This is a genomic window from Nonomuraea sp. B12E4 (assembly GCF_039871825.1).
Classification (GTDB): Bacteria; Actinomycetota; Actinomycetes; order Streptosporangiales; family Streptosporangiaceae; genus Nonomuraea.
Genome location: NZ_JBDPME010000092.1, coordinates 1 through 916, shown reverse-complemented (window position 1 = coordinate 916; position 916 = coordinate 1). Strand labels below are relative to the sequence as shown.

Annotated in this window: 1 protein-coding gene; it reads left to right on the top strand. The window is 72.6% G+C overall.

What is annotated here, in order from left to right:
* The coding region (locus ABGB18_RS49355; protein WP_347702664.1) for a pseudouridine-5'-phosphate glycosidase at positions 1 to 916 on the top strand (916 nt) is incomplete at both ends.

The following is a 916-nucleotide window of genomic DNA, read 5'->3' as shown; positions in this document are numbered from 1 at the left end:
AGTTGAGCGGCATCCCCCTGGTGGTCGCCGAGGAGGTCGCCCAGGCCCTGGCCGAGGGACGACCGGTGGTGGCCCTGGAATCGAACGTCATCACGCACGGCCTGCCCTACCCGGACAACGCCGCCACCGCCGCCAAGGTCGAGGGGGCGGTCCGGGCCGGCGGCGCCGTCCCCGCGACCATCGGCGTGGCGGACGGCCGACTCCTGATCGGCATGACCGACACCGACATCGAACGGTTCGCCACCACCCCCGGCACCCCCAAGGTCAGCACCAGGGACCTACCCGTGGCCCTGGCCCGGGGCGGGCTCGGCGCCACCACCGTGGCCTCCTCCATGGTGGCCGCCGAACTGGCCGGCATCGCCTTCTTCGCCTCCGCCGGCATCGGCGGCGTGCACCGGGGCGCCGAGACCACGATGGACATCTCAGCCGACCTCATCCAGTTCACCCGCTCCAAGGTCGCGGTCGTCTGCGCCGGGGCCAAGAACATCCTCGACCTGAGGCTGACCCTGGAGTTCCTGGAAACCCACGGGGTGCCGCTGGTGTCGTACCGGTCGGACGACTTCCCGGCCTTCTACTGCGCCTCCAGCGGCCTGCCCAGCCCGCACCGCCTGGACGACCCCGACCTCATCGCCCGCGTCGTCGACAACCACTGGGCGACCGGCAACCAGGGCGCCGTGGTCATCACCACCCCACCCCGCCCCGAGGACGCGGTGGACTCCGCCGTGGCCGAGGCCGCCGTGCGGAAGGCGGTGGCCGCCGCCGAACGGGACGGCGTGCACGGCAACGCGATCACCAAACACCTGATGCGGGCCGTGGACGAGATCACCGGCGGGCGTACGTCACAGGCCAACATGGCGGTGCTCATCAGCACCGCCGAGGTAGGTGGGGTGCTCGCGGCGGCCCACGCCCGCCACCG